Origin of the sequence: Stenotrophomonas sp. PAMC25021 (assembly GCF_004795795.1) — a bacterium.
In the GTDB taxonomy this organism is placed as follows: domain Bacteria; phylum Pseudomonadota; class Gammaproteobacteria; order Xanthomonadales; family Xanthomonadaceae; genus Stenotrophomonas; species Stenotrophomonas muris.
On sequence record NZ_CP039255.1, the window covers coordinates 2,860,831 to 2,883,721 of the forward strand.

A 22,891-nucleotide genomic window follows, 5' to 3' on the forward strand; every position below is an offset into this window, starting at 1 on the left:
ATGGGGGATGAGCAACGCAGGAACATTGCATCGCATCCCGACCCGGCCCTGGCGCTGGCTGCCCTGGCTGGTGGCGTCGCAGCTGGCCGTGATCCTGGTCTGGGCCCTGGCCGGCTGGCACTGGGGGCTGCCCGTGATGGTGGCCAGCCACGCACTGTTCCTGGTGCCGGTATTCCTGCCCAACAGCCGCTTCTACGCGCCGGTGCTGAGCCGGATGGGAGAGGCCGGAAACAGCGTCTGGTTGACCATCGATGACGGTCCCGGCCCGGAGACCCGTGCGGTGCTCGACCTGCTGGACCGCTACCAGGCCCGCGCCACCTTCTTCCTGGTGGGCGAGCGTGCGCTGGCACAGCCGGACCTGGTGCAGGAGATCCTGCGCCGCGGCCACGACCTGGGCAACCACAGCCACAGCCATCCGCAGGCGCGCTTCTGGCGGCTGGGCCCGGCAGCGATGCGTGCCGAGATCGAGGGCTGCCAGCATGCGCTGCAGGCGGTAAGCGGCCGCCCGGTGCGCTGGTACCGTTCGGTGGTGGGCATGACCAATCCGTTCGTGGCGCCGGTGCTGAAGGCGCTGGGACTGGTGCGCGTGGGCTGGAGCGCCCGTGGCTACGACGGTGTCGGCTGCACGCCGGAGGGCGTGCTGTCGCGGCTGCTGCCGGACCTGCGCCCGGGCGCCATCGTGCTGCTGCATGAGGGGGCCGCCCACGGCCACAACCTGGCGATCATCGAACGCGTGCTGCAGGCGCTGGACGAGCGGGGGCTGAAGGCGCGGCTGCCGGTTCCGTAACGCCGGGCCCTGGTGGTGTGGAGCAGCCGAGCATGGGCTCGGCGCTACAAGGGTTGGCGATCATCCTGTAGCGTAGCGCCGGCACATGCTGCACTCGGCGCTACAACGCGGGGCGTTCGGCCACCAGCAACCAGCTGTTGAACGGCGTGCGCCCGTGCAGGGGGCGCGGCGCCGTCACTTTCAATCCGGCCTCGGCCAGTGTCGCCTGCAGCACCTGCGGGTCGGGGTAGTGGCGCGGCCGCGTGCCCATCCAGCCGACCAGCCAGGCCAGCCGGTCCGCCACCCGCGTGGTGCGGTCGCGGCCATCGCCGGTGGCCAGTGGCGTGCGCAGCAGCAGGCGGCCGCCGGGAGCGACCCGCATACTGGCCTCACGCAGCAGTGCCTGCTGTGGGCCCGCGTCCAGGTACTGCAGCACATCCAGCAGCAGCACATGCCCGGCCTGCGCCGGCAGCGGCGCCTGCACGTCCAGACAGTCGAAGCGCACAGCGGGCAGGCCGATGGCGGCACGCTGGGCACGGGCGATCTTGCCGGCATCCACGTCCACGCCCAGGTAGGGCTGGCAGCCACCGCGCTGGCGCAGCACGTGGGCGAACAGGCCCAGCCCGCAGCCCAGGTCCAGCACGGGTTGCCCGTCGCCAGGCAGGTGCTGCAGCACGCCGTCATACAGCGGGTCGCTGCCCAGCTTGCTGCGGGTGTAGTAGTAGTCGCGGCGGCTGGCCCAGGCGTGTGCGGGGCGGAATGCCTCGGCGATCGCGCGGGCCTGCGCGGCGCTCAAGGGTGTGCAGGGCAGGGGCTGGCCGTTCCGTGGCGTGCCATCCATCGGGTCAGTCCGTTCCGCCGAGCAGGTGGGCGGCGACCGGCAGCGCGCGCGCGCTCCACAGCGCGTACATCCGTGCTGAAGGGTGCAGGCCGTCGTCGGCGATCATCGCCGGGTCGCCACCGTGGTCACGGCTGATGTCGGTGATGTCGACGAAGGCCACGCCCTGCTGGGCGCAGATCACTTCAGCGGCCGCGTTGAATTCGTCGGTCTCGATCTCGATCGCGGCCAGGTCACGGCCGCTGCCGATACCGAACGGCGTCGCGCCCCAGTCGGGGAAGGACAGCACCAGCACACGCCCGGGGCGGCCACCGGCAAAGCCGATCGCCCGCTGCAGCAGGGCGTGGAACTGTACGCGGTACTCGTCCAGCGGCCGGCCGCGGTACTGGTTGTTGACGCCGATCAGCAGGCTGACGAAATCGAACGGGCCCTGCGGCGCGGCCGCATCGATGCCGGCGTCCAGCTCGTCGGTGGTCCAGCCGGTGGTGGCGATGGTCTGCGGGTCGGCCAGCGCCACATCCTGCGCATGCAGGGCGGCGGCCAGCTGGTGTGGCCAGCGGCCTTCAACGGCAACGGCTTCTCCGATGGTGTACGAATCGCCCAGCGCCAGGTAGGACAGCGCCACGGCTCAGGCCACCGAACGGCGCGGCTTCAACGGTACGACCTTGGTCGCGTCCTCGGCACGGCGGGCCAGCACGCGGTCGATGCGGGCGAACACATCGCGCATCACCGAGGCTTCCGGCAGCAGGGTCACGCGGAAATGATGGCGGTAGGGCACGTTGAAGCTGGAACCCGGTACCACCAGCACGCCTTCATTGTTCATCAGATCCAGCGCGAAGTTGTGGTCGTCGAAGCCCTTGGCAGCGGCACCGACCACGGCCGGGAACGCGTACAGCGCACCGGCCGGCGCGACCAGCGACAGGTGCTCACTGGCTTCGCAGGCTTCGATCACCGCGCGGCGGGTTTCATACAGGCGGCCGCCCGGGGTGCACAGTTCGGAGATGGTGTCCGGGCCGTTCACTGCGGCCTCGATGGCGTACTGGCCCGGCACGTTGGCGCACAGGCGCAGCGCGCCGAGCAGGTCCAGCGCAGCGCGGAAGTCGCCGAGGCGCGCGTCGTCGCCGCTGAGGTGGGCCCAGCCCACGCGCCAGCCGCAGGCACGGTGCACCTTGCTCAGGCCACTGAAGGTCAGGCACGGGTGGTCGCCGGCCAGCGGCGCGACCGGCTGGAATACCGCATCGTCGTACAGGATCTGGTCGTAGATCTCATCGACCAGCAGCAGCAGGTTGTGGCGGCGCGCGATCTCGACCACGCGCTCGAGCAGTTCACGCGGGTAGCTGGCGCCGCTGGGGTTGTTCGGGTTGATCAGCACGATGGCGCGGGTGCGCGAGGACACCAGCGTCTCGATCTCGCTCGGGTCCGGCTGGAAGCCGTTCTCGGCGGCGCAGCGGTAGTACACCGGGCGGCCATCGTTGAGGATGGTCGAGGCCGACCACAGCGGGTAGTCGGGTGAGGGCACCAGCACTTCGTCGCCCGGGTTGAGCAATGCGCGCAGCGACAGGTCGATCAGTTCGCTGACGCCGTTGCCGACGAACACACGGTCGGGGTGCGCATCCGGTGCGCCACGGCGGGCGTAGTACGCCGCGATGGCTTCGCGTGCGACCGGCAGGCCCTGCTGGTGGGTGTATGGATCGGTGCGGCCCATGTCATCGGCGATCGCGCGCTGCAGGTGCTCGGGCGCGCGGAAACCGAAGTTGCCCGGGTTGCCGATGTTGAGCTTGATCAGCTTGCGGCCCTGCGCCTCCAGCTCCCGGGCTCGCCGCGCCAGTTCTCCGCGGATTTCGTAGCGCACTTCGGAAAGGCGCTCGCGGATGGCCAGCGGCTTGGGCGAGTTGGTGGACATGGGGGCTGGGCCGTCAAAAGGCATGGGGATTCCATCCTACCGGAATTGCTGCAGTGCATGGCAAGGGTGCCGGGCTTGTCATTGCTGGGCTGGCAGGGCGCCGGCGCAGGTAGAATGGCGGCGATGACCCAGACCCCCGATTTCATCGCCCTGCAGACCATTGGCTGGCCCTGGCCGGGCCCGGCGCAGCAGGCCGACTGGCAGGCCGCGATGGCCGCACATCCGCAGGCCCGCCCGGCGCGGGTGATCGAACAGCACCGCACCCACTACGTGGTGGCCGATGGCCCGGATGCGTCGATCAAGGCCGAATCGCTGCCGGAATGGCAGCGCCCGCGCTTCCCCAGCCACGAGCGGCCTGCAGTGGGCGACTGGGTGCTGCTGGACGGCATCCGCATTGTCGCGCTGCTGCCACGCCGCACCGCGATCAAGCGTGGCGCCGCCGGCGAGCACTACCACCAGCAGGTGATCGCGGCCAACATCGACACGGTGTTCATCGTCTGCGGCCTGGATGCCGACTTCAATCCGCGCCGCATCGAGCGCTACCTGCTGCTGGTCGGCGGTGGTGGTGCAGAACCGGTGGTGGTGCTGACCAAGGCCGACCAGACCGAGTACAGCGAGGATGCGCTGGCGGTGCTGGAAGAGCTGGAGATGCAGGGCATCGCGCTGCATGCGATCAACGGCCTGGATGCCGACAGTGTGGCGGTGCTGCAACCGTGGCTGGGCCCGGGCCGCACGGTGGTGCTGGTCGGTTCCTCCGGTGCCGGCAAATCCACGTTGACCAACACCCTGCTTGGCGAGCAGCGGATGAAGACCAACGCGGTGCGCGCCAACGATTCGCGTGGCCGCCATACCACCACCCACCGCGCGCTGATGCCGTTGCCGACGGGCGCCTGCCTGATCGACACCCCGGGCATGCGCGAGCTGAAGCCGACCGGCGAAGAGACGCTGTCCGAAGGTGGCTTCGCCGACATCGAGGCGCTGGCCGCACAGTGCCGTTTCAACGACTGCAAGCACCAGCAGGAACCAGGCTGTGCGGTGCGGGCGGCGATCGAGGCGGGCGAGATCGAAGAGAGCCGGTTGCTGAACTACTTCAAGCTGAAGGAAGAAGTCGCTGCCGCTGCCGCCAAGCTGGCGGTACGCCAGGCCGAGACCGCGCAGGAGCGCGGCGGCAGGAAAGGCAAGGGCCAGCAGTTCCGCCCGGCAGGCAAGCCGCGTAGGCGGTAACAAGGCAGTCGAGCATGGGCTCGGCTCTACAGCTGGTCCGCGGTGGAGTCATTTCATGTAGCGCCCGAGCCAATGCTCGGGCGGCGGCGCACCGCGCCGGGCACGGCAGGGCGTTATAGTCCGCGCATGGAACCGACTGCGACGCTGGACCGTGATGTGGCCCACCATGCAGCGCTCGATGCGCGCCTGGTCGAGGCCGTGGGAGGCATCCGCCTGCTGGGCCTGACCAGCTGGCCGGCCACGCTGCAGGCACCGTTCCTGGACAGCGTGGCGCGTGGCCAGCCGGTGCTGCCGAAGGTGGATTACCCACGGCTGGACTTCAGCGAAGAACGTCGCGCGCTGGCCGCGATCGCTGCCGACTGCGACGACAGCCATCCACTCGGCCACTACGTGCAGCAGTCAGCGCAGAGCTGGGACCTGGCCGCGCAGCTGCTGGAAGGGCTGGGCACCGCCGCCGTTGATACCTGTTCGGTGCAGCTGTTCGGCGCCCCCGAGCAGCCGCTGCCGGGCAATGGCCCGAGCACGCGCGACGCGGCGCGCCACTTCATACAGATTGCCGCCGAACTGGACCACGAACTGCTGGCGCCGGAAGAGCAGGTGCCGGTCTCGGCCATCGCCCTGCAGCTGCAGCTGCAGAATGATCTGGATGCGTTCTTCGAATCGCGCATCATCCAGGTGCAGCTGGATCCGGAGCTGGTGTCCAAGGCCGCCGCCGGCCCGACCCGCATCCGCCTGCGCACCAGCGCGCGCTTCAGCGCCTACGACCGCGCGCAGTTGTTCCACCACGAAGCGCTGGTGCATTCGCTGACCGCATTGAATGGCCGCGGCCAGCCGGTACTGCCGAGCCTGGCGTTGTCCTCGCCACGGGTAACGGCGACCCAGGAAGGGTTGGCGACCTTCGCCGAGCAGATCACCGGCAGCATCGACATCGAGCGCCTGAAACGCATCAGCCTGCGTACCGAAGCGATTGCGATGGCACGCGAAGGCGCTGATTTCATCGAAGTGTTCCGCTATTTCTGCGATGCCGGGCAGAACGCGGAAGAGAGTTTCGCCTCGGCCCAGCGCGTGTTCCGTGGCGTGCCGCCGAGTGGCGGCCTGGCCTTCACCAAGGACACGGTGTACCTGCGCGGCCTGGTATCGGTGCACACCTTCTTCCGGCACATGCTGGCCGAGGACCGCCTGCAGGTCTGCCGCTGGTTGTTCGCCGGCAAGATGAGCCTGGCCGATGCGATCGCGTTCGCGCCGCTGTTCGAGGCGGGGGTGCTGAAGCCGCCGCGCTGGCTGCCGCATTGGGTGAGCCGGGCGAACGGCCTGGCCGGCATGCTGGCGTTCTCGCTGTTCGCCAACCGGATACGGATGGACCAGCTGGCGCCGGAATGAAATGCGTTGGCGGATCCTCCTGCGCCTGCCTGCTATCGGCTGGGAGGAGGCGGGGCACCCTGGTCAGGACACGCAAAAGCCCCTCCATGGTGCTCGATGGCGCCATCCATGGCGCCAACGGTCCTGACCAGGGTGCCCCGCCTCCTCCAGACAATTTCCTGCGGGCGCGGCAGCAGGTCCACCAGAGGGATTGCGTTTGAAAAGCTTGAAAAGCAAAGCGCCGGGCAATGCCCGGCTCTTTGCTTTTGCTGTTGCTCTTGCTTTCCATTGCCTCCGCGCCGGCGCAGGGAATTGTCGAGCGCGGGTAGGCAGGCCCATGCAGGACCGTTGGCGCCATGGGCCCGAGGCATGCCTCGGGCGGGTTGGGCAGGACGCCCAACCCCGGTCTTGCCGTGTGCGCAGGACAGCGCACACGAGCAAGGCGCCATCGAGCCTCCAAGGACGGGTTTACGGCGTGTCCTGCATGGGCCTGCCTACCCGCGCCATGCAGGCACACTCAATGCGCCGCAGCGCCCGCTTCTGACCTAGAACTCCGCCGCCACCGTCATGAACAGCTGCCGCGGCGCACTCGCATGGATCGCATAGCGCGTGCCCTTCGGATCAGTCGGTGCGAACGAACTCAGCTGGCCGGCGTAGCGCTTGTTGGTCAGGTTGGTCGCGTTCAACGACACCCGCACGTTGCGCAGGCCCAGGCCCGGGCCGAAATCGTAGCCCGCACCGGCGTCGAAGGTGGTCACGCCCGGCACCGACTGGTCGTTGGTGTAGGTGTAGTAGCGCTTGCCGGTGTACTTCGCACGCAGGCTGGCGAAGAAGCCGTCGCGGTTCCAGCTGATCTCGCTGGAGGCCATGCGCTGCGGCGTATCCACCGTGATCTTGCCGGCCACCGGAACGATCGCACCGCCCGAGGTGTAGTCATCCTCGTAGGTGGTCTTGTTCCAGGACAGCGCGTTGTACCACTGCAGGCCATCAATCGGCTTGAGGATGAAAGTCAGTTCCGCGCCGTGGCTCTTCACCGAACCGACGTTGATGAAGCGCGTCACGCACTCCGGGCGCGTGCCGACTTCGATGCTCGAACACGGGTTCAGCGACAGCAGGCGGTTGTCGAACTTGACGTTGTATGCAGCCATCGAGGCCTGGTACTTCTCACCGAAAGTGCGGAAGCCGGCTTCCAGGCTCTTGGACTTCTCCGGCTCCAGCCCGGCGCTGGCCGCGAACGATTCCGGCGACACCTGCAGCGGGCCGCCGCTGCCACCGCCGACGAAGGCGGCGATGTTCTCGGCGTAGGAGGCGAACAGCTCGTTGTTGGCGTTGAGCTTGAGGCCCAGGCCTACCTGCGGCAGCACCGATTCCTTGGCGGTCAGTGTGCCCGACGCAATGCGGGTTTCAACGCCGGGCTGCGCGGTGGCGCGCATGCGGGTGTTGGGACTCTTGATGCCCACGTCCACGGTCAGGCGCTGGTCCAGGAAGCGCATGCGGTCCTGCACGTAGAACTGGCGCGTGCGGATGTCGAAGTCCTGGTTGAACAGCAAGCGGTCGGGGTTCTTCAGGTACAGGTCGTCCAGGAACGGGCCGCTGATGTAGTAGAAGTTGCGCGACACGTTATGGTCGTTCTGCTCGTACCACAGGCCGGCTTCCAGCTCGTGGATGCCCACCGTCCACGACAGCGCGGCGGTCAGGCCATCGCGGTTGATCGTGTAGTTGGTGCTGCGGATCGAGATCGGCAGCATCCTGTCGGTACCCGGGTAGGACGGCTGGCCCGGTGCCCACCAGTGGCCCTGGCCACGGTTGTCGTGGTGGTAGGCCAGCAGCTTCAGGCGGCCCTGCTCGCCCAGGCGCAGGTCGGCATCGACCGAGTACAGGTTGTCGTCGCGCAGCGCACGGCTCTGATAGTACGCATCGTCGATGCTGTTGACGCCGCCGCTGAACTTGCAGCGCGCCTTGTTGTAGGTGCCAGGCGCGCAGTACGCGGCGGCGACGGCGCGATCCCAGTCCGGCGCGTAGATGTTCCAGTCATACCCCAGTCCGCGTGCCAGCATGTCCTTGGACAGGTAGGCATAGTTGGCCTGGCTGGCGCGCGAGGTCGCCACGAACGCACCGAAACGGTGGTCGCCAACGTTCCACACTGCCTTGGCATTGAACTGGCGGGTGGTCTGGTTCTGGTACGGCGCGGCCCACATGTCCTGGTCCTGGTGCACGCCGGACACATAGGCCGAGAAGCCGTTGAGGTCGCCGGTGTCCACGCGCAGGTAGCCGCGGCGCTGGTGGTTGTCGCCGACGGTGACGCTGGCGCGGCCACCGAATTCGGTGGACGGATCCATCGAGAAATACTGGATGGTGCCGCCCAGGTTGCTGGTCGAGGCCACGCCCAGCGAACCAATGCCCTGCGACAGTTCGGCGCCGGCCAGGTTCTCGGCGATGATCGCGCGGGCGATGCTCAGGCCGTTGTAATTGCCGTAGCTGTTGTCGCCCAGCGGGATGCCGTCCAGCGTGTAGCCCAGGCGGCTCTTGTCGAAGCCACGCAGGCTGATGGTCTGCGATTCCTCGTTGGCGCCAAAGGCGTCGTTGGACTGCACCGACACGCCCGGAAGGCGATCGAGGATCTTCTGGCCACTGGTGCCCGGCGGCAGCACCTGCTTGTCCACGGCAGTGATGCGCTGCACCTGGCGGGTCTCGCCCTGACCGATCACAGAGACGGTATCCAGCGTCTGCGCGCTCAGCGCGGCATCGGTGCTGGCGCCGGTATCGGCGGTGGTGGCGGCGGCATGGGCGCTGGCAGCGGCGGAGAGCACGATCGCTACGGCGATCGTCAGGTGTCGGGTCTGCATGGTGGTCCGTTGCATGGGGGGTGATCACCGGCACGCGTGCGCGGTGCAGGGCCACTATGCGAACGGAACATGAAACCTTCTTTACGGAAAACCAACGAATGGTGCAGGGCACCCGCGCAGGTCCCGCAGCCGGATGAAAAAAGGGGCCGGATTCCCTTCGCAAGCAAAGGTTCACCGGCCCCGCGCACTCCGTGGGGGAGGCGGTCCACGCGCAGCGTGGAGAAAGGCTCAACCCATGTACAGGCCACCGTTGACCGGATAGTCGGCGCCGGTCACGTACGAGGCTTCATCCGAGGCCAGCCACGCGCACAGGCCGGCCACTTCCTCGGGGCGACCCAGGCGGCGCACCGGCACCGAGGCCGCCAGCCGGTCCAGTACATCCGGCGGGAAGCTGCTGATCGCCTGGCTGGCGATGTAGCCCGGCGACAGCGTGTTGACGGTGACGCCGCGCGAAGCCACTTCGGCGGCCAGCGCACGGCTGAAGCCATGCATCGCGGCCTTGGCGGTGGCGTAGTTCACCTGGCCGATCTGGCCCTTGTGGGCGCTGACCGAGCCGATGTTGATGATGCGGCCCCAGCCCCGCGTGGCCATGCCGTCGACCACCTGCTTGGTCAGGTTGAACAGCGCGTTGAGGTTGGAAGCGATCACCGCGTTCCAGTCCTCCACCGTCATCTGCCGGAACAGCAGGTCGCGGCTGCCGCCGGAGTTGTTGACCAGTACATCGACCTCACCCACTTCGGCGCGGACCTTGGCGAACGCGGCGCTGGTCGAGGCCCAGTCGGTCGCGTTGCCTTCGGAGGCGATGAAGTCGAAGCCCTGTTCGCGCTGCTCGCGCAGCCAGTTGGCCTTGCGCGGCGAGTTCGGCGCGCAGCCGGCAACCACGGTGTGGCCGCTGCGGGCCAGGCTCTGGCAGATGGCAGTGCCGACACTGCCCATTCCACTGGTGACGTAAGCGATTCGAAGCGTCATTGCAGAAGGCTCCTTGGCAAAGGGTCAGGCGGCGAGGGGATACAGGCCGAACAGCAGGCTGCCGATCATCAGCAGCATCGAGATGGCGATGGCCCACTTCAGGGTGAACTTCTGGTGGTCGGCGAATTCGACCTTGGCCAGGCCCACCAGCAGGTAGGTGGACGGCACCAGCGGGCTGAGCAGGTGCACCGGCTGGCCAGCCAGCGAGGCGCGCGCCATTTCCACCGGAGTGATGCCGTAGTTGCCGGCGGCCTCGGACAGGATCGGCAGCACGCCGAAGTAGAACGCGTCGTTGGACATGAAGAAGGTGAACGGCATCGACGCCACCGCGGTGATCACCGCCAGGTACGGGCCCCACGACTCCGGAATGACCGCCAGGAAGCTGTGCGACATCGCTTCGACCATGCCGGTGTTGTTGAGGATACCGGTGAAGATGCCTGCGGCGAAGATCAGCGACACCACCGACAGCACGTTGCCGGCGTGGTTGACCACGCGGCGGCGCTGCTCGGCCAGGTTCGGGTAGTTGATCACCAGGGCGATGGCGAAGCCGACCATGAACAGCACCGGCATCGGCAGCACGCCGATGATCAGCGCGGTCATCAGCGCCACGGTGAGGGCCAGGTTCACCCACAGCAGCTTCGGCCGCTTGATGTCCTCGGCGTCTTCCACGGTCGGCAGCGGATTGCTGTCATCGGACACGCTGTTGTCCATCCAGCTGCCGCCCTTGGGCAGGGTCACCACGCCGAGGCGACGGCGTTCCTTCAAGCCCAGGTACCAGGCCAGCAGCAGCACGCCGGCACAGGCGATCACCATCGACGGGATCAGCGGCACGAACACATCGGCCGGGTCCACGTGCAGCGCAGTGGCCGCGCGTGCGGTCGGGCCGCCCCACGGGGTCAGGTTCATCACGCCGCCGGCGAGGATGGTCACGCAGGTCATGTTCAGCGCGTTCATGCCCAGCCGCTGGTACAGCGGCAGCATCGCCGAGACGGTGATCATGTAGGTGGTCGAACCGTCGCCATCGAGCGAGATCAGCATCGCCAGCACGGCGGTGCCAAGCACGATCTTCATCGGATCGCCCTTGACGAAGCGCAGGATCACCCGCACCAGTGGATCGAACAGGCCGGCATCGATCATCACCCCGAAGTAGAGGATGGCGAACATCAGCATCACGCCGGTCGGCGCGATCTTCTTGATGCCCTCCAGCATCATCTCGTCGATGCCGGCACCGAAGCCACCGATCAGCGCGAACAGGATGGGAATGGTGATCAGGGCGACGAGCGGCGACAGGCGCTTGCTCATGATCAAGTACATGAACGTAATGACCATGCCAAAGCCGAGGATGCTCAGCATCATCTGCGGACTCCTTGCGAAAACAGGACGTGGGGAGTGGAAGGGGCCGGGCGCCGCGCGCCCGGAATGTCAGGCCTAGAAGTCGTACTGCAGGCGGCCGGTGACCGCGCGGGTGCGGTCCACCGTGACCCCGGCCAGGCGGTCGCGGTTGCGGCTTTCGATCACGTTGAGCATGAAGCGCAGGTTGTCGCGCAGGTACCAGTTGCCGCCCAGCGTCCAGGCTTCGGTGCTGCCGCGGCGCAGGTCCGGCGCGCCATCAAGGTGCTGCGCGCCCCACATCTGGTCGTAGCGCAGCGCCACTTCGAATGCACCGGCCTTGTGGCGGATGTCCTTCACCCGCGCGAAGCGTCCGGTCTTGCGGTCATAGGCGCGGCTTTCGCCGGTGACGAACCAGCTGAGCATGCCGTAGGCGGCCATCACGTCGCCGCGCTGGGCGCCGTCATCGAAGGTGGCGCCACTGAACTCGCCCTGCCACGACAGCGGGCCGCGCACCTGCGCGTATTCCAGCGACCACTTGTTGACGTCGGTATCGCGGCCGGCGGAGAAGTCGACCAGGGTCAGGCGGCTCTCGTCGGACAGGTGGCCGGCCGGGCGCGGACGGATGCGCAGGCCGGGCACGCCATTGGCGCCGGGGTTGTCGTACGCCTCGCGGGCCAGCGACAGGCCCAGGTGCAGCACGTCGCCGTCGCTGGGCGAGGGCGCCCAGGTGATGCGACCACCCGCCGCGCGACCCTTCACCTGCCAGGCGTCGATGCTCTCCAGGCTGTAGAGGCTGGCCGCCCAGGTGAAGTCGCCCGGGTTGGCCTGCCAGGACGCACCCAGGCGGTACAGCGGCGCCAGCGTGGTGCCGGCGTTGCCGCGCTCCAGGAAGCTGCCGTAGTTGGAGCTGGTACGGTCATCCAGCGAGAAATACTGCTTGAACTGGCCCACGGTCAGCTTGCCCGCCTTGCCGAAGCTGCGGGCCAGGTAGACATCCTTGGCCTCGACGCGGTCGCCGGAGAAGTCGGCTTCCAGCTTGTAGTCGACCACGAAGAACTTGCCGGACACATCGACCCATGCACGGCGGATCTCGGTGTCATCCTTGTTCGGCGTTCCGCGGTTGTCGTTGTCGAAGGTGGCGAAGTCCAGGTGCAGGCGGCCCCCCAGGGTGGCGGTGACCGGACGGTCGTCTTCGGCGGCGAAGGCCGGCACCGACAGGACAGCCAGCGCCATCATGGCGGCAGGACGCCGCCAGGCAAACGTGAATTCCACAAACCCTCCCAGGTGCGCGCCAGGCGCGCGGCAATCGTGGGCACCGGACGGTGCGCGGCCGCAGTCTGGGTCGGGCAAGCTGTCATCGTCCTGTCAACGGATTGTGCGGTGCAGCGAAAAGCACAGGCGGCTGGGCTCGCCGTGCCGCGCCCGGCGAGCCCAGCGGCGGCATGCGGTAGCATTCGGTTCCCCTCCCACCCGAGTGCCCATGCGCCTGCTGCTGGTCGAAGACAATCCGGATCTGGCCGATGCGATCATCCGCCGGATGCGCCGCAGCGGGCACGCCGTGGACTGGCAGGCCGATGGCCTGGCCGCTGCCAGCGTGCTGCGCTACCAGAGCTTCGACCTGGTGGTGCTGGACATCGGCCTGCCCAAGCTCGATGGCCTGCGCGTGCTGGCCGGCATGCGCGAGCGCGGTGACAGCACGCCGGTGCTGATGCTGACCGCGCGTGACGGCATCGAAGATCGCGTGCAGGCGCTGGATGTGGGGGCCGACGACTACCTGGGCAAGCCGTTTGATTTCCGCGAGTTCGAAGCGCGCTGCCGCGTGCTGCTGCGGCGTGCGCGCGGCCAGGCCAGCGAAGTGGTGCAGATTGGCGGCTTCCAGTTCGACAACGCGGCGCACCGGGTCAGCCTCGACGGGGAGCCGATCGAACTGCCCAATCGCGAGTACCGCCTGCTGGAGATCCTGGTCGGCCGTCTTGGCCAGGTGGTCGGCAAGGACGAGATCGGCAACGGCCTGTTTGGTTTCGATGACGAAGCGGGCCCGAATGCCATCGAGTTGTACGTTGGTCGCCTGAGAAAGAAGCTGGCGGGCGCGCCGCTGCGCATCACCACGGTGCGTGGCGTCGGTTACCTGCTGGAAGCCAGCGATACCCATGCCGACGCCGATGGCTGACACGCGTGCTGCGACTGCGGCGCCGGGTTCGCTGCGGCGCACGCTGCTGCTCTACCTCGGCGTGCTGCTGGCGGTGTTCGCGGTGGCCCTGCTGTTCGCCGCACGCGATTACGGCCAGCGCGCCGCCAACCGATCCTACGATCACCTGCTGGTGTCCTCGGCGCTGTCCATCGCCGATTCGGTGGCCCTGGTCGACGGCCAGTGGCAGGTCGATCTGCCCTATGCGGCGCTGGACCTGCTGGCGATGGCGCCGGAGGACCGCGTGTTCTACCGGGTGGCCGACAGCCGCGGCACGCTGATCACCGGCTACGGTGATCTGCCGACACCGCCGCGCAGGCCCGGTACCCAGCCGCAGCTGTTCGACGCCCCCTACAGCGGCGAAACCGTGCGCTTCGTGGTGGTCGGCCGCAGTTTCGCCGCGGCCTCCGCGCAGGGCGAGGTGCAGGTGCAGGTGGGCCAGACCCGGCGCGCGCGCGAAGCCGTTGCGCAGGACATGGTCAATCGTGCATTGCTGGCGATCGGTGTGTTGTCCGGGCTGCTGCTGGCGCTGGTGGCGTTCGGCGTGCATCGTGCGTTCCGGCCGCTGGTGCGGGTGGAGCGCGAGCTGTCGCGCCGCGAGCCGTCCGACCTGAAGCCGCTCGATGCCCGCGTGCCGCGCGAGATGGACCAGATGGTGGCCGCGTTGAACCGCTTCATGGAACGCCTGTCCAGCAGCAACGAGACACTGCGCGCGTTCATGGCCGAGGCCGCACACCAGATGCGCACGCCACTGGCGGCATTGCGAGCTCAGGCGCAGTTGGCGCTGGATGATGACGATCCGGAGGACATGCGACGCAGCCTGCAGGCGATCGAGCGCAACGCCACGCATATGAGCCGGCTGCTCAACCAGCTGCTCAGCGATGCCAGCGTGATCCATCGTTCGCACCTGCAACGCTTTGCGGCGGTGGATCTGGCCGAGACCGTGCACCAGGCGTTGCATGAAGCACTGCCGCAGGCAAGCCCTGCACCGCGCGTGCAACTGGCGATGACTGCCGAGCCGGTGCAGGTGCATGGCGACGCGCTGCTGCTGCGCGAGGCAATCAAGAACCTGGTCGACAACGCGTTGAAGTACGGCGGCGACGGCCCGTTGCAGATCGCGCTGACCGTGGAAAGCGGGCAGGCCGTGCTGACCATCGCCGACCATGGCGCAGGCATCGCGGCTGCCGATGCCGAACGCGTATTCGAGCGCTTCGCGCGTGGCGAAGGCGCGCCATCCGGCGGTGCCGGGCTGGGCCTGGCCATCGTCAAGCGGGTGGTCGACAGCCACGGCGGCCGCATCGACCTCAGCAACCGCCCGCAGGGCGGGCTGATCGCCACCATCCGCCTGCCACGGAGCAGTCCATGATCCGCCTGTTTGCCACGGCCGTTGCCCTGCTGCTGGCCCTGCCGGTGCTGGCCGCGCCCGGCGATGTGCGTCGTTTTCCCGCACAGGGGGCGGCCACCGCGCAGCTGCGCATTCACGGCACTACCGACATCGAAGTGTTCGCGGTGGTGATTGCCGATTACCAGCGGCTGCACCCGGGCACCGAGGTGGTGTACGAGGACATCATCACCCAGGACCTGTACGCGCGTTACCTGCACGACCGCGGTGGACCGGCATCGCCGGACCTGCTGATCTCCAGCGGCATGGACCTGCAGACCAAGCTGGTCAACGATGGCCACGCGCTGCCACATCGCTCGGCGCTGACCGCTGCGCTGCCAGCCTGGGCGCAGTGGCGCAACGAGGCCTTCGGCATCAGCTACGAGCCGGTGGTGATGGTCTACAACACCCGCGCAATGCCTTCGGCAAAGGTGCCGCACACGCGCCGCCAGCTGCTGGACCGGCTGCGTGCCGAAGGTGCACCGCTGCGCGGCAGGGTCGGCACCTATGACATCGAGCGCAGCAGTGTCGGCTACCTGCTGGCAACCCAGGATGCGCAGCGCGGCAGCATCGCCGGCGCGCTGCTGGGGGCGCTCGGCGACAACGACGTAGTGCGCGAAGAGCGCACCGGCGTGCTGCTGGACAAGGTGGCCAGCGGCGAGCTGTCGCTGGTCTACAACGTGCTTGGTTCCTACGCGCAGGCACGGGTCGATGCCGGCGCGCCACTGGCCATCGTCGAGCCTGAGGACTACACGCTGGTGGTGCTGCGCACCGCGGTGATTCCGCGTACCGGCCCACACCCGGAAGAAGCGCGGCGCTTCCTCGACTACCTGCTGTCGCCCCGTGGCCAGCAGGTGCTGTCGCGCGAGGCGCGGCTGATGCCGATCGTGACCGGCAACGCACGTGGCGACGATGCGCCCGGCCGCAGCCGGCGTCCGATCCAGCTCGGCCCGGGCCTGCTGGTGTACCTGGATGCGCTCAAGCGCCGCCAGTTCCTCGATGCCTGGCGCAGCAGCGTCGAGCCGGCGGGGCGCTGAGGCTCCGGCCTGCCCGTACAATGGCGGCATGAGCGAATACACCATCCTGATCGCCGACGACCACCCGCTGCTGCGTTCGGCGGTGGTGCAGTCCTTGCGGCAGAGCCTGCCGCTGGCGCAGGTGCGCGAGGTGGCCAGTGCCGATGCGCTGGCCGAGGCGCTCGACGCACAGCCGGACGTGGACCTGGTGCTGCTCGACCTGACCATGCCCGGCGCGCACGGTTTTTCCGCGCTGCTGCACGTGCGCGGCTCGCATCCGGACATCCCGGTGGTGATCCTTTCCTCCAACGACCATCCGCGGGTGATCCGCCGTGCCCAGCAGTTCGGCGCCGCCGGTTTCATCCCGAAGTCCGCGCCGGCCGAGACCATCGGCGAGGCCGTGCAGGCAGTACTCGATGGCGGCCTGTGGTTCCCGGCGATGGCCGCCGAGCGTTCCGAGGCCGATGCACTACTGGCCAGCCGCCTGGCCCAGCTGACCCCGCAGCAGTTCCGCGTGCTGCTCTGCCTGGCCGATGGCCTGCTCAACAAGCAGATCGCCTACACCCTGGGGCTGGCCGAGAACACGGTGAAGGTGCACGTCACCGCCATCCTGAAGAAGCTCGAGTGCCACAGCCGCACACAGGCGGCGGTGCTGGTGAAGGCGCTGGAGCCCGAGGGCGACGCCGGCATCGGGCTGTAGTTTCCAGCAAACGGCGCAGCCCCTCGTGGGTGGACACGTAGAGCAGTTCATGGGTGAGGCCGGGCAGGTGGACTGCACAGGGGCCGCTGCAAGTACATCCATGTAAGCTCGGTCGCCGCATCCATGCGGCTCACGCCCCTGCGCAGCCCACCTACCCGGCCACGGACAGGTTCCGTGCGCATCCATCCACGGAAGAGAAAAGAAGATCCAAAGCAAAGGCAGCCTGACAGGCCGCTTTTTGTAGAGCCGAGCCCACGCTCGGCTGCTTTCTGGCCGGTCCGTGAAGCCGAGCATGGGCTCGGCTCTACACGAGCAAGCGCAGCGCGCGACCCGCTTTTGATCTTATTTTCTTCTCCGTGGGTGCAGGCCACCGAAATCTGTCGGAGGCCGGTCGGGTTGGGTGCGCGGGGGTGTCAGCCGCATGGGCCCGAGGCATGCCTCGGGCGGGTTGGGCAGGACGCCCAACCCGGGTCTTGCCGTGTGCGCAGGACAGCGCACACGAGCAAGCGGCTGCAAGCCTCCATGGACGGATTCACGGCGTCCCCCGCGTACCCAACCCGACCGGCCCACCCGCGGCTTCTGCTTTCCGCGACCACCCAGACACCACCCACGAGGGGCTGCGCCGTTGGCTGGAAACTACCCACGATGGCGGATCAGCAACTGACTCATCAGTGCCCGCAGCGCCGGCGGCTTCACCGGCTTGGCCATCATCCCCCAGCCGCGTTCGGCGGCCATCTCACGCAATCCCGCATCGCGCTCGGCAGTAACCAGCACTACCGGCGGGCGGGCCTGCCACAATTCGGCCAATGTCTCGTACAGCACCGGCCCATGGTGATCGCCCATGCGCACATCCAGCAGCACCAGCTCCGGTACTGCGCCTGTTGCTGCCAGCTGCAGCGCCGCCTGTGGGCCATCGGCCAGCGCCACCTCGCAGCCCCAGCGCTCCAGCAGCGCGCGGCTGGCCGCGCACACGTGCGGATCGTCGTCGATCACCCACACCCGGCGACCGCGAAGCGGGTTGTCCGCCGCCGGTTCCTGCACCAGCACCGGCACAGGAGCAGTAGCGGGAATCGCGCTGGCTTCGCCGAACGGCACGCCCACCGCGAACACGCTGCCCTGGCCCAGCTGCGAGCGCAGCCGGATCGGATGCCCAAGCAGGCGGCCGATGCGATCGACGATGGCCAGGCCAAGGCCGGCGCCGCGCTGCTGGCCGTCGTGCAGGCGGCGGAACTCCTCGAAGATCTCGCCCTGCAATGCGTCGGGAATGCCGGGGCCCTGGTCGTGCACCTCGATCCACAGCATGCCTTCACGGCGACGGCAGCCGAGCAGCACGCGGCCGCGTTCGCTGTAGCGCAGCGCGTTGGACAGGAAGTTCTGCAGGATTCGGCGCAGCAGGGCTTCATCGCTGACCACCACCGCATCGGTATCGACCCAGTCGACCACCAGGCCACGCGACTGTGCGGCGATGCCGAATTCGCGCGCCAGCGTCTGCAGCAAAGGCCCGAGCCGGAACGCCTGCACTCGGGTCGGCAGGCTGCCGGATTCCAGGCGCGCGATATCCAGCAGGCTGTTGAGGATCGCATCCTGCGCGGCCAGCGCAGCATCGATGTGGTCCGCAGTCTGCTGCTGCGCCGGGTCGCCCAGCTTGCCGCGCAGCACCGAGACGAACATGCGCGCCGCGTTGAGCGGCTGCAGCAGGTCGTGCACGGCCGAGGCGACGAATCGCGTCTTGTAGCGGTTGGCCTGCTCGGCTTCGCGGCGTGCTTCTTCCAGGTCATGGGTGCGCTCGGCGATGCGGTGTTCCAGCGCATCGGCCAGCGAGCGCAGTTCGCGCGCGGCGTTCTTGTAGCTGGTGATGTCGGCATAGCTGGTGACGAAGCCGCCGTCGGGCAGCGGGTTGCCGCGGATTTCCAGCACGGTGCCATCGTCTTTTTCGCTTTCGCGCATGTGCGGGCGGCCGCTGCGCAGGTGGTTCAGGCGGCGCTCGATGGCTTCATCGACCGGGCCCGGACCAAGCAGGCCACGGCGTGCGTTGAAGCGGAACAGTTCCTCGATCGGCCGGCCGACGCGAACCAGGTCCTGCGGGAAGCGGAACAGTTCCAGATAGCGCGAATTCCACGCGACCAGGCGCAGTTCGCGGTCGATCACCACCACGCCCTGCGGCAGGTGTTCGAGGCTGCGGCTGAGGCCGCTGTCGGCATCGGTGGCGGCCTGCAGCAGGCCATCCTGCGCGGTACGCAGTTCCTGTGCATGCTGCTTGAGCAGGGTTTCCAGCTCGCGGCGGCTGCGCAGGCGATGCTTGGCCAGTCGCCGGCGCTGCTGCACGAACAGCACCAGGAAGCCCAGCGCCAGCCATGCAGCGCCACCGGTGAGTGCTGCGGCGCGGCCGGCGCCGGTGGCGGCACCGGCATCGTGCAGCAGGTGCAGGTTCCAGCCTTCGGCGGGCAGCGGCAGGCTCTGCCACAGCATCGGCTGCGGCAGCGCCGGGTCCAGCAGGCGCACCATGCGGCCGCCATCGGCCAGCACGTCTTCGGTGCGTGCGCGCAGGGGCTGCAATGCGCGGTCGGCGTACTGGCGGGCGTCCAGCATCTCGCGGCGCTCATCGGCCCCCAGCGGGCGCAGCAGCCGGTAGCGCCAGCTGTCCCGGTTGGCCAGGAACACCACGTCGTGGTCGTCGCTGGCCAGCACCACGTCCGGGCTGCTCAGCCATTCCTGCTCCAGCGCGGACAACTCGACCTTGATCACCACCACGCCCAGCCGCTTGCCGTCTTCTTCGATGGCCTGCGAAAGGTAATAGCCGGGCACGCCGGTGGTCATGCCGATGCCGTAGAAGCGGCCACGGCCCTGCGCCAGCGCCTGGCGGTAGTAGGGGCGGTAGCTGTAGTTCTCGCCGACATTGGTGGTCGGCTGGTCCCAGTTGCTGGCCGCCACCGCCACACCGTCGTGGCCGACCAGGGTCAGGGTCGAGGCACGGGTGACTTCGTTGGCGCGTTGCAGCTTGAGGTTCAGCCGCTGCCGTTCGCTGGGCGAGGGCGGCACGCGCAGTGCATGCAGCAGATCCGGGTCAAGTGCCAGCACCTGCGGCAAGGTGCCGAAGCGGTCGATGCGCTGTTGCAGGCCCTGGCCATACAGCTGCAGCTGGCGTTGCACCTGGCTGCTTTCCTCGCCGAGCGCGCGCCGCCAGGCGTAATGACCGGCGGCGACCGCGCACAGCACGGTACCGCCGACCATCACCAGCAGGGTCAGCAACAGCATCCGGTGGCGGCTGAGCCAGTACATGGCGGCAGTCTACGCAGGGCCGGCGGGCGTGGCGTGCACGCCCGCCGGGGTCTGACGTGGAAGGGGTCAGAAGTGCATCTGCGCGCGCAGTTCGAAGATCTCCGGCGTGCTGTGCACGCCACGACGGCTGGCGTCGACCTTCACGTAGTTGGCCTGGAACTTGAAGTGGCTGGTCAGGTACCAGTTCGCGCCCAGCGTCAGGTCGTGCTGGCGGCCGCCGAGGATGCTGCCATCGTCCAGGTCGAGACGGCTGTATCGGGCCAGCAGTTCGACCGCGCCGTAATTGTGCGCCGGCTTGATGTTGGCCACCGCGCCGGCGTTGTACGGGCGCGATTCGCCGGTCAGCACCCAGCTGGCCATCGCGTACTGGCCACTGCCGGTGTAGTCGGGCTTGCCGTCATGACGGGTGACCGTAGCGCGCAGCGCTTCGGCCTGCAGCGAGAACGGGCCCCGGATCCAGATGCCTTCCACGCCGGTGCGGCGGATCTGGTCGGCGGTGACCAGCGCACCGGAATCGACGTAGCGGATGTCGGTCAGGCCGGCTTCCGGGCGCGCGCGCAGGCGGGCGCTGGCCTCGTGATGCACGTCGCGGCCATCGCTGTAGCCACGCGGGTTTTCCTGCGAGTAGGCCAGGCCCAGGTGGATCACATCGCCCGGTGCCTTCACCGGCGTCCACACCGCACGCACCGCCTGGGTGGTGCCGGGGTTGTCGCCCTGCAGGTCCTTGCCGCCATAGGCCCCGGCCTGCAGCAGGTACTGCGGGCGCTCCAGCACCCACTCCACGCCGGTGCGGCGGCCTTCGTAGAAGGCCTGCACCGGCAGCGAGGTTTCCAGGAAGCTGCCGGCACGCGAAGAGGTGTTCGCATCCAGGCCGACCGGGGTCTTCATGTAGCCGAAGCGGAAGCGGCCGACGTCACGGCCGAAGAAGGCCTTGCTCTCGAAGCGCACGAACACGTCCAGCCAGGTATCGGCCTGGAAGTCGTAGTAGACCATCGCATCGTAGACGCCCTTCTTTTTCAGCGTCGCGCCGAATTCCTTGCGGCGCACGGCATCGTCGTCCTCGAGGCCACTGGCCGAGGAGAAGTCGTTGTAGTCGTAGGCGATGTTGGCGGTGGCCGCCAGCTCGGTGCCATCACCGAAGGTGTACTTGGTCGGCCAGTTGTCGAAATCGGCGGCCGAGGCGAAGGCGGGAAGGGCGGCCAGCGACAGGGCCAGCAAGATGGGATTCGGGCGCATGTTGGGTGCGGCTCTCTCAGATTGCGTGTGGACAGGACATCAACGGCCGGAAGGGCCGGAACTTTCGCAAAGACTCACCCAGCCGTTCAGCCCGGGCCACCAGCCTCCCCAGGATCGGGCGGTGCGGCGCCAGTGTAGGCACCTGTGCCACCTGAACCGGGAGGCTAGTACCAATAGGTTATCTGCGCTGGCGTGCCTGGCGCGTACAAAGGCGTCCATTGGTCGCACCTCCTGTGCGTGCTGCACAGGGCCTGCGATCAGTTTCCACGGTAACGGTTCCCGTGCAGCTCCGGGGCCGTACGTGCCTGAAAACGCCCCTTCCGGAGTCCGCCATGCACATCCCGACCGCAGCACCGGTGCCTGCAAAGCCGTTGCCGATCTATCGCCAGCTGTACTTCCAGGTGATCGTGGCGATCGTCCTGGGCGCCATCCTCGGCCATTACGAGCCGTTGATCGGCGAGAAGATGAAGCCGCTCGGTGATGCCTTCATCAACCTGGTGAAGATGATCATCGCGCCGGTGATCTTCCTCACCATCGTCACCGGCATCGCCAGCATGACCCACCTGCGTACGGTGGGCCGGGTCTTTGCCAAGGCGATGGCGTACTTCCTGTTCTTCTCCACGCTGGCGCTGATCGTCGGCATGATCGTGGCGCACGTGGTGCAGCCCGGCGCCGGCATGAACATCAACCCGGCCGAGCTGGACCAGACCGCGGTGCACAGCTACGTCGAGAAGTCGCACGACCTGACCCTGGTCGGCTTCCTGATGGACATCATCCCGAAGACGCTGCTCAGCGCCTTCGTCGACGGCAACATCCTGCAGGTGCTGTTCGTGGCCGTGCTGTTCGGCATCGCGCTGGCGATGGTGGGGGAGAAGGGCAAGCCGGTGCTGAACTTCCTGGAGGCGCTGGTCGCTCCGGTGTTCAAGCTGGTGCACATCCTGATGAAGGCCGCCCCGATCGGCGCCTTCGGTGCGATCGCCTTCACCATCGGCAAGTACGGCGTCGGCTCGCTGATCAACCTGGCCTGGCTGGTGGGCTCGTTCTACCTCACCGCCTTCCTGTTCGTGGCGGTGATCCTCGGCGTGGTCTGCCGCCTGTGCGGCTTCTCGGTGTTCAAGCTGGCGCGCTACCTGAAGGCCGAACTGCTGCTGGTGCTCGGCACCTCGTCGTCGGAGTCGGCGCTGCCGTCGCTGATGGAGAAGATGGAACGCGCCGGCTGCAGCAAGTCGGTGGTGGGCCTGGTGGTCCCGACCGGCTACTCGTTCAACCTGGACGGCACCAACATCTACATGACCCTGGCGGCGCTGTTCATCGCCCAGGCCACCAACACCGAACTGACCCTGGGCCACCAGATCGCCCTGCTGCTGGTCGCCATGCTCAGCTCCAAGGGCGCGGCCGGCGTCACCGGCGCGGGCTTCATCACCCTGGCCGCCACCCTGGCCGTCGTGCCGGAAGTGCCGGTTGCCGGCATGGCGCTGATCCTGGGCGTGGACCGCTTCATGAGCGAATGCCGCTCGCTGACCAACTTCATCGGCAATGCCGTGGCCACCGTGGTGGTCTCGCGCTGGGAAGGCGCGCTGGACCGCAACCGCCTGAAGCTGGCGCTGGATGGCCGCGAAAGCGAACTGCCGCCGCCGGTCGATGCGCTGCCCGAGGCACTGCCGGCCAAGGGCTGATCCAGGTGTGTGGTACCGCGGGGCCGGTCACGACAGTGGTACGGCCCCGCGGCGTTTCAGGGCGTCCCATGGCTGTCATGGGCAACGCCGAAGCTGACATCCCGGTACCGTCGCATACGGCACGGAATTGTGCGGTCGCAGCATGCTTGCGACAGGATAGCGACAGGTCCAGACGCTC

Annotated in this window: 17 protein-coding genes; 8 read left to right on the forward strand and 9 right to left on the reverse strand. The window is 68.0% G+C overall.

The genetic code is table 11. From position 1 onward, the window contains the following. The first annotated feature begins 7 nt into the window (after nucleotides 1-7). Nucleotides 8-787, forward strand: a complete 780-nt coding sequence (locus tag E5790_RS13445; RefSeq protein ID WP_049440647.1) for a polysaccharide deacetylase family protein — start codon at nucleotides 8-10, stop codon at nucleotides 785-787. A gap of 100 nt (nucleotides 788-887) precedes the next feature. Here the strand turns inward: E5790_RS13445 and E5790_RS13450 are convergent, their stop codons facing one another. Genes E5790_RS13450 through E5790_RS13460 form a run of 3 tightly spaced genes read right to left on the reverse strand, consistent with a single transcriptional unit; the run spans nucleotide 888 to nucleotide 3,507 of the window. Continuing rightward, nucleotides 888-1,607, reverse strand: coding sequence for a class I SAM-dependent methyltransferase (locus E5790_RS13450; protein ID WP_111205467.1), 720 nt, complete (start codon nucleotides 1,605-1,607; stop codon nucleotides 888-890). Nucleotides 1,608-1,611: 4 nt separating this feature from the next. Further along, a complete protein-coding gene (locus tag E5790_RS13455; RefSeq protein WP_136191764.1) occupies nucleotides 1,612-2,229 on the reverse strand; it encodes an SGNH/GDSL hydrolase family protein in 618 nt (205 codons plus the stop codon). 3 nt (nucleotides 2,230-2,232) lie between these two features. After that, complete coding sequence (locus tag E5790_RS13460; protein WP_046432453.1) at nucleotides 2,233-3,507, reverse strand: pyridoxal phosphate-dependent aminotransferase; 1,275 nt, start codon at nucleotides 3,505-3,507, stop codon at nucleotides 2,233-2,235. A gap of 114 nt (nucleotides 3,508-3,621) precedes the next feature. Between E5790_RS13460 and rsgA the strand changes: the two genes are divergently transcribed. Both rsgA and E5790_RS13470 read left to right on the forward strand, forming a co-directional pair. Beyond that, nucleotides 3,622-4,731 (forward strand): ribosome small subunit-dependent GTPase A, encoded by a 1,110-nt coding sequence (gene rsgA / locus E5790_RS13465; RefSeq protein WP_075076346.1) that lies wholly within the window; start codon nucleotides 3,622-3,624, stop codon nucleotides 4,729-4,731. Between the two features lie 126 nt (nucleotides 4,732-4,857). After that, on the forward strand, nucleotides 4,858-6,111 hold the full coding sequence (locus E5790_RS13470; protein WP_014648365.1) for a flavohemoglobin expression-modulating QEGLA motif protein: 1,254 nt from the start codon (nucleotides 4,858-4,860) through the stop codon (nucleotides 6,109-6,111). Between the two features lie 524 nt (nucleotides 6,112-6,635). On the opposite strand, the gene E5790_RS13475 is transcribed toward E5790_RS13470, so the two are convergent. The 4 genes from E5790_RS13475 to E5790_RS13490 all read right to left on the reverse strand — a co-directional run bounded on the left by E5790_RS13475 (nucleotide 6,636) and on the right by E5790_RS13490 (nucleotide 12,473). Continuing rightward, nucleotides 6,636-8,936 (reverse strand): TonB-dependent receptor, encoded by a 2,301-nt coding sequence (locus E5790_RS13475; RefSeq protein WP_111205469.1) that lies wholly within the window; start codon nucleotides 8,934-8,936, stop codon nucleotides 6,636-6,638. Between the two features lie 228 nt (nucleotides 8,937-9,164). Further along, nucleotides 9,165-9,905 (reverse strand): acetoacetyl-CoA reductase, encoded by a 741-nt coding sequence (gene phbB / locus E5790_RS13480; RefSeq protein WP_005419193.1) that lies wholly within the window; start codon nucleotides 9,903-9,905, stop codon nucleotides 9,165-9,167. 24 nt (nucleotides 9,906-9,929) lie between these two features. After that, a complete protein-coding gene (locus E5790_RS13485) occupies nucleotides 9,930-11,258 on the reverse strand; it encodes a CitMHS family transporter (RefSeq protein ID WP_005419191.1) in 1,329 nt (442 codons plus the stop codon). 75 nt (nucleotides 11,259-11,333) lie between these two features. After that, entirely contained in the window at nucleotides 11,334-12,473 is a 1,140-nt protein-coding gene (locus E5790_RS13490) for a porin (RefSeq protein WP_053496099.1), read from the reverse strand. A 244-nt stretch (nucleotides 12,474-12,717) separates the two neighbouring features. Here E5790_RS13490 and E5790_RS13495 point away from each other — a divergent pair, with 244 nt between their 5' ends. Genes E5790_RS13495 through E5790_RS13510 form a run of 4 tightly spaced genes read left to right on the forward strand, consistent with a single transcriptional unit; the run spans nucleotide 12,718 to nucleotide 16,522 of the window. Beyond that, nucleotides 12,718-13,407, forward strand: a complete 690-nt coding sequence (locus tag E5790_RS13495; protein WP_005419188.1) for a response regulator transcription factor — start codon at nucleotides 12,718-12,720, stop codon at nucleotides 13,405-13,407. Then, nucleotides 13,400-14,791: a sensor histidine kinase gene (locus E5790_RS13500; protein ID WP_014648362.1), complete on the forward strand. Its 1,392-nt coding sequence runs from the start codon at nucleotides 13,400-13,402 to the stop codon at nucleotides 14,789-14,791. The genes E5790_RS13495 and E5790_RS13500 overlap by 8 nt, the downstream gene beginning before the upstream one ends. Next, nucleotides 14,788-15,843 (forward strand): ABC transporter substrate-binding protein, encoded by a 1,056-nt coding sequence (locus E5790_RS13505; protein WP_014648361.1) that lies wholly within the window; start codon nucleotides 14,788-14,790, stop codon nucleotides 15,841-15,843. Before E5790_RS13500 ends, E5790_RS13505 begins: the two co-directional genes overlap by 4 nt. 28 nt (nucleotides 15,844-15,871) lie before the next feature. Next, nucleotides 15,872-16,522, forward strand: coding sequence for a response regulator transcription factor (locus E5790_RS13510; RefSeq protein ID WP_014648360.1), 651 nt, complete (start codon nucleotides 15,872-15,874; stop codon nucleotides 16,520-16,522). Between the two features lie 636 nt (nucleotides 16,523-17,158). On the opposite strand, the gene E5790_RS13515 is transcribed toward E5790_RS13510, so the two are convergent. Together E5790_RS13515 and E5790_RS13520 are read right to left on the reverse strand one after the other, a co-directional pair. After that, nucleotides 17,159-19,801, reverse strand: coding sequence for a PAS-domain containing protein (locus E5790_RS13515; RefSeq protein ID WP_049408085.1), 2,643 nt, complete (start codon nucleotides 19,799-19,801; stop codon nucleotides 17,159-17,161). 66 nt (nucleotides 19,802-19,867) lie between these two features. After that, complete coding sequence (locus tag E5790_RS13520; protein ID WP_111205470.1) at nucleotides 19,868-21,037, reverse strand: porin; 1,170 nt, start codon at nucleotides 21,035-21,037, stop codon at nucleotides 19,868-19,870. Between the two features lie 332 nt (nucleotides 21,038-21,369). On the opposite strand from E5790_RS13520, the gene E5790_RS13525 reads away from it, so the two are divergent. Further along, complete coding sequence (locus E5790_RS13525; RefSeq protein ID WP_014648357.1) at nucleotides 21,370-22,713, forward strand: dicarboxylate/amino acid:cation symporter; 1,344 nt, start codon at nucleotides 21,370-21,372, stop codon at nucleotides 22,711-22,713. Nucleotides 22,714-22,891 lie beyond the last annotated feature (178 nt).

Bases quoted from the DNA above. Each gene is read 5' to 3' on its own strand.
- E5790_RS13525 (WP_014648357.1), top strand. From the start codon at position 21,370: ATGCACATCCCGACCGCAGCACCGGTGCCTGCAAAGCCGTTGCCGATC.
- E5790_RS13500 (WP_014648362.1), top strand. From the start codon at position 13,400: ATGGCTGACACGCGTGCTGCGACTGCGGCGCCGGGTTCGCTGCGGCGC.
- E5790_RS13475 (WP_111205469.1), bottom strand. From the start codon at position 8,936: ATGCAGACCCGACACCTGACGATCGCCGTAGCGATCGTGCTCTCCGCC.
- E5790_RS13505 (WP_014648361.1), top strand. From the start codon at position 14,788: ATGATCCGCCTGTTTGCCACGGCCGTTGCCCTGCTGCTGGCCCTGCCG.
- E5790_RS13460 (WP_046432453.1), bottom strand. From the start codon at position 3,507: ATGTCCACCAACTCGCCCAAGCCGCTGGCCATCCGCGAGCGCCTTTCC.
- E5790_RS13520 (WP_111205470.1), bottom strand. From the start codon at position 21,037: ATGCGCCCGAATCCCATCTTGCTGGCCCTGTCGCTGGCCGCCCTTCCC.
- E5790_RS13515 (WP_049408085.1), bottom strand. From the start codon at position 19,801: ATGTACTGGCTCAGCCGCCACCGGATGCTGTTGCTGACCCTGCTGGTG.
- E5790_RS13510 (WP_014648360.1), top strand. From the start codon at position 15,872: ATGAGCGAATACACCATCCTGATCGCCGACGACCACCCGCTGCTGCGT.
- rsgA (WP_075076346.1), top strand. From the start codon at position 3,622: ATGGCGGCGATGACCCAGACCCCCGATTTCATCGCCCTGCAGACCATT.
- E5790_RS13495 (WP_005419188.1), top strand. From the start codon at position 12,718: ATGCGCCTGCTGCTGGTCGAAGACAATCCGGATCTGGCCGATGCGATC.
- phbB (WP_005419193.1), bottom strand. From the start codon at position 9,905: ATGACGCTTCGAATCGCTTACGTCACCAGTGGAATGGGCAGTGTCGGC.
- E5790_RS13450 (WP_111205467.1), bottom strand. From the start codon at position 1,607: ATGGATGGCACGCCACGGAACGGCCAGCCCCTGCCCTGCACACCCTTG.
- E5790_RS13470 (WP_014648365.1), top strand. From the start codon at position 4,858: ATGGAACCGACTGCGACGCTGGACCGTGATGTGGCCCACCATGCAGCG.
- E5790_RS13490 (WP_053496099.1), bottom strand. From the start codon at position 12,473: ATGATGGCGCTGGCTGTCCTGTCGGTGCCGGCCTTCGCCGCCGAAGAC.
- E5790_RS13485 (WP_005419191.1), bottom strand. From the start codon at position 11,258: ATGCTGAGCATCCTCGGCTTTGGCATGGTCATTACGTTCATGTACTTG.
- E5790_RS13445 (WP_049440647.1), top strand. From the start codon at position 8: ATGAGCAACGCAGGAACATTGCATCGCATCCCGACCCGGCCCTGGCGC.